The sequence below is a fragment of the Streptomyces lushanensis genome, from assembly GCF_001700515.1.
In the GTDB taxonomy this organism is placed as follows: Bacteria; Actinomycetota; Actinomycetes; order Streptomycetales; family Streptomycetaceae; genus Streptomyces; species Streptomyces lushanensis.
In genome coordinates this window covers 1-4,876 of record NZ_MAUD01000441.1, presented here as the reverse complement: position 1 = coordinate 4,876, position 4,876 = coordinate 1, and the positions used below count along the sequence as shown (strand labels likewise).

The following is a 4,876-nucleotide window of genomic DNA, read 5'->3' as shown; positions in this document are numbered from 1 at the left end:
GCGCTCACCGGACTCGACGCGCAGTTCGTGTTCTGCGCGTCGAGTCCGGTGAGCGCGAGCCGGTTGCCGCTGAGTCCGGCGGGGTCGAGTGTCCGTCCGTCGAGGGTGACGGAGCGCAGCGCGGCGGGCTTGAGTTCGACGAAGGTGTCTCCGGCGGCCCGTGTGGTGAAGCGGATGACGGTACGGGAGTCGAAGGTGTTCTCGCCGGTGGTCAGATCGAGGGCGATCGTGTACCGGTGGACATCGAGGAACTGGGCTCGGATCTGCGCTTCGTCGCGCGTCAGTACGGACATGGGGGACATGCTGCCCGATGGGGCGCGGGCCGCACAGTGGGGATCTTTCCGCTCTCAGCGCACGCGCCGCGCGCCCTCCGGGCGGCCGGAGCTCCGGAGCTGTCCGTTGCCGGAGCCGGGCGGGGCCGGAGTTCCGCGCGGGCTCCGCGCGACCGGAGCCCCGCGTGCGTCGCGTGCGGGCTACGCGTGCTCGGTGGCCTCGGCGCCGTTGTCCCGGGTCTCGCCCGCGATCGTCTCGTGATGGCGGATCACCTCGGCGATGATGAAGGTGAGGAGCTTCTCGGCGAAGGCCGGGTCGAGCCGGGCGCTCTCGGCGAGCTGGCGGAGCCGGGTGATCTGGCGGGACTCGCGGGCCGGGTCGGCGGGCGGGAGGTGGTGCGCGGCCTTGAGGAGGCCGACCTGCTGGGTGCATTTGAAGCGTTCGGCGAGCATGTGGACGACGGCGGCGTCGATGTTGTCGATGCTCTCGCGCAGGCGGTTCAGTTCGGCGCGTACGGGGTCCTCGGTGCCGGAGTCTTCGGTGCCGGGCCCGTCGGTGCCGGGGTCGCTCGTGGTCATGGTCCGGCAGCTTAGACGGCCCGGGGCGCCGGGGCGGGCCGGTGATCAGGATGCGGGATCCGGCCGCCGCGCCGCCGGGGCCTCGCGTCATGGCGCGGGGGTGGGTACGGGGCGCTCCCGCGCGCCGTACCCACCCCTGTTCAGTGCCCTATCGGTTCACGTCGGGGGTCAGAGAGTCGACGCGGCCGAGGCGATGGCGGAGGCGAAGGTCGAGACCTCGGTGTAGACACCGGGGTAGTTGGGCCGGGCGCAGCCGTTGCCCCAGCTCACGATGCCGACCTGGATCCAGGCGTTGGCGCTGTCGCGGCGGAACATCGGGCCGCCCGAGTCGCCCTGGCAGGTGTCGGTGCCGCCCTGCGCGTAGCCGGCGCAGATCTCCTCGCCGGCTATGATGTCGCCGCCGTACGAGGCGTTGCAGCTCGCGTCGGAGACGAAGGGGACGTTCGCCTTGAGGAGGTAGCGCTGCTGGGCGCCGCCCTCGGTGGCCGCGCCCCAGCCGGCGACGGTGAAGGTGCCGGTGTTGTACTGCGTGGTGGTGGCGATCTTCAGCGTCGGCAGGTCGATGGGCTGCGCGAGCTTGATCAGCGCCCAGTCCTTGCCGGCGCCGTTGTAGCCGGGAGCGCGGAGCACCTTGGTGGACCGGACCTTGATGGCGCTGGTGCTGTTGAGGTCGACGACGCCGGCGGTGGCGGTGATGCTGGTGTTGTTGCCGGACGCGCCCACACAGTGGGCGGCGGTCAGGACGACGGTGGGCGAGTACAGCGCGCCACCACAGCCCATCGAGAGCCGGACCATGAAGGGGAATTCGCCCTGCGCGGCGCGGGTGCCGCCGACGACGGGCGGCGCGACCGGCGCGGCGGCGCGGGTCCCCGCGACCTGCGCGGGCGAGGGCGCGGCGGACGCGGTGGACAGGTTGAGGCTGAAGGCGGCGAGGACGACCGCGCCGGCGGCGGCAGATCTCTTGAGGGCACTCAGAAGCTTCATCGGGCTGCCTTTCGTGGGGGGCTGGTGGTGGGCGTGGTGCTCGATGGCTGGACGTCTCGACGGCTGTGCGTCTCGACGGCTGTGCGTGAGGTCGGCTGTCACGCCGGTGCCGGATCAACGCGCGTTGCGCTGGTCTGACATGGGCCCGACAAGAAAGCGTGATCCGGATTATGGGGAGGAGTTCAGCCACGCCACAAGAACCTGTTTTCGGCCAGGACGGGGGCGCATATGCCGGTCGGTGTCCGGTGATCGGACACCGGCGGGAGGTACGGCGCGCTTTGCGGCGGATCGTCCGCCCCCGTCGTGCCCGTAATGTGGTCCGTGTGCCACCCGTGCACCGCCCGTGAGGCGTCTGTGCGCACTCCGTGTGCCATCCGCGTGCGTCCCCGCTCCGGCCCCGCCCCGGTCCGCCTCCACGGATCGTCGCGACCGCCCCGTAGAGTGGATTCCGGTTGACCGGGTTGACCGTCCTCGCAGGGGGTTACGGACGTGACGTACGGCGGCGAGGTCGCGCACGGGTATCCGCATCTCGACACGGTGCGGGCGGCGATCACCGCGCTCTACCGGCGGCTCTCGCCCGAGGGCATCCGCCCGTACACGCCCAGCGTCGCCCCGGCCGATGTCGCCTTCTCCGATCTGGACGATCTCCATCTGGGCACCCAGCGGGTCGCGCACGCCCTGGTCCAGCAGCTCCGGCTGCCCGACGCGCGCATGATCGTGAGCTTCCGTGAGATGGACCAGGCGGCGAGCGTCGAGCTGGCCGCGGGCCCCGAGTACTTCATCGAGCTGAACAACCGCTTCCGGACCCACCGCCGTGACATCGGCGCCGCCCTCGCCCACGAGATCACCCATGTCCTGCTGCACCGGCTCGGGCTGAGCTTTCCCGGCACCCACGACAACGAGATCCTCACCGACACGGCGACCACCTATCTGGGCGCGGGCTGGCTGCTGCTCGACGCCTACCGCGAGGACCGCGACTCCAGTCAGAAGCTCGGCTATCTCACGCCCGAGGAGTTCGGCTACGTGCTCGCCAAGCGGGCGCTGGTCTTCGACGAGGACCCCCGGATCTGGTTCACCAGTCCGCAGGGATACACCTCGTACACGAAGGGCAGGGCGCAGGCGCTGCGCGACGAGCAGCAGCCGCCGCTGACGACCGCCGGCTGGACGGGCCGCCACCGGTACGCGAAGGACCGCCGCTACGCGCTCGACCACCCGGGCGGCGGCCACTTCGGCGCGCCTGCCGGAGACCCGCCGGGAGACCCCTCCGCGCCGTACGCCTTCGAACGGCAGCCGGACGGGCTGCGCGTCTCGTTCCCCTGCCCCACCTGCCTTCAGCGCATCCGGATCCCGGTCCGCGGCCGGGTACGGGCGCGCTGCGGACTGTGCCGTACGGTCCTGGACTGCGACACCTGACCGAGGGTGGAACGTAGAGTCGAAGCATGACGAAAGAGCCGGAGGCGGGCGTCACCGACCTGTTCGAGGCGGTGGGTGACGGTGCCGACGACACCGTCGTACGGCTGCTCAGAGCGGGCGTGCCCGCCGAGGCCACCGACGAGGACGGCGAAACGATTCTCTACCGTGCGGCGGTCAGCGACCGGCCCGGGGCGGTGCGGCTGCTGCTCACGGCGGGCGCCGATCCCAACCGGCCCAGCGGACAGGAGGGCTGGGACCTGCCGCTGTGCGGGGCCGCGTGCGGCGGGCACACCGAGGTGGTACGGGCGCTGCTCACCGCCGGGGCCCGGCCCGACAGCCGGGAGGCGTTCGATCTCACGGCCGTCGTCTGGGCGGTCCGCCAGGGGTTCGCGGACACGGTGGAGGCCCTGCTGGAGTACGGCGCCGATCCCGATCTGCCGGGCCCCGGAGAGGAGTCGCCCCTGCTGCTGGCCGCCCGCCACGGCTCTCCGTCGACCGTACGGGTCCTGCTGCGGTACGGCGCGAGCGCGCGCACGGAGGTGCTCGCCGAGGCGCGGCGCTGGATGGCGCTCGATGTGGAGCAGGAGCTGCGCGACGGGCTGGCGCGCGCGCACGGCGACGGATACGAGACGGTGGTGCGCCGGATCGAGGAGGGCGGCTCGGTGACCGTGGTCGTCGAACTGCTGCGGGACGGCGTGCCGGTGGCCGGACAGGAGCAGCGCACCGGGCACGCGGCCGTCGCGACGATCCTCGAGGCGGAGCTGGGTCTGCCGACCCCGTACGAGGAGCTGGCGCGGCGCGCTTTGAACAGTGGCGATCCGGGCCGGGACGACTGGGTCGAGTCGGTGTCGGCGCTGTGGCTGCGCGGCGACGAGGCGACCTTCGAGGCGGCGGCGGCCTGGTGCGCGAGCGAGGAGCCGCTGCGGCAGGCCTTCGGCGCGGACGTACTGGCGCGGCTGGGCGCGGTGGACGGCGCGAGCCCCTTCACGGAGCGCGCGGTGCCGCTGCTGCGCGAGCTGTCGCGGCGGGCCGTGGAGCCCGAGCTGGTGCGCGCGGTGGTGACGGGTCTGGGGCAGCACGCCGATCCCGCCGCGCTGCCGGAGATCCTGCGGCACACCGGTCACCCGGACACGGGCGTCAGACGGCGGACCGCGCTGGCCCTGACCGGGCTGGTGCCGGGCGATCACCGCGACGGCGTCTGGGCGCTGACCCTGCTGAGCAGGGACGCGGACGCGTCGGTCAGGGACCGCGCGGTGCTGGCCCTGGCGGATGTGGACGCGGACACGCGCGAGATCCGTGAGGCGCTGGCGGCGCGGCTGAACGACCCGGACGCCGAGACGGCCGCGAGGGCGGCCAGAGGTCTGGCGGTACGTCAGGATCCGCGCGCGATCGACGCGCTGGCCCGTATCCTCACCGACGAGGACCCGGGCGGCTATGCCCGGGAGACCGCGGCGGACGCGGTGCGGTACGTACGCGAGGGCCCGGAGCGGCGCCGACTGGAACGCACGCTCCCCCGCCGCCACTGACGCCTCACGGTCCCGTACATGAAGGGACCGGCCGGGCGGCGCCGCCCGGCCGGTCCTTGACGCTCGGTCGGTCCCTGGTGCCCGGCCGAGCGGTGTTCGGCC

The 4,876-nt window shown here is 72.9% G+C and carries 4 protein-coding genes and 1 pseudogene; 2 read left to right on the top strand and 3 right to left on the bottom strand.

Translation table 11 applies throughout. The annotated features are described in order from the left end of the window. The 3 genes and pseudogenes from BFF77_RS29010 to BFF77_RS29000 all read right to left on the bottom strand — a co-directional run. Positions 1-293: pseudogene (locus tag BFF77_RS29010) on the bottom strand (aminopeptidase N); the annotation flags it as partial. A gap of 180 nt (positions 294-473) precedes the next feature. Then, positions 474-851: a chorismate mutase gene (locus BFF77_RS29005; protein WP_066955736.1), complete on the bottom strand. Its 378-nt coding sequence runs from the start codon at positions 849-851 to the stop codon at positions 474-476. A 168-nt stretch (positions 852-1,019) separates the two neighbouring features. Beyond that, a complete protein-coding gene (locus BFF77_RS29000; protein WP_066955733.1) occupies positions 1,020-1,835 on the bottom strand; it encodes a S1 family peptidase in 816 nt (271 codons plus the stop codon). A gap of 489 nt (positions 1,836-2,324) precedes the next feature. Between BFF77_RS29000 and BFF77_RS28995 the strand changes: the two genes are divergently transcribed. Together BFF77_RS28995 and BFF77_RS28990 are read left to right on the top strand one after the other, a co-directional pair. Further along, positions 2,325-3,248 (top strand): hypothetical protein, encoded by a 924-nt coding sequence (locus BFF77_RS28995; RefSeq protein WP_066955730.1) that lies wholly within the window; start codon positions 2,325-2,327, stop codon positions 3,246-3,248. A gap of 26 nt (positions 3,249-3,274) precedes the next feature. After that, on the top strand, positions 3,275-4,774 hold the full coding sequence (locus tag BFF77_RS28990) for an ankyrin repeat domain-containing protein (protein ID WP_066955727.1): 1,500 nt from the start codon (positions 3,275-3,277) through the stop codon (positions 4,772-4,774). Positions 4,775-4,876 lie beyond the last annotated feature (102 nt).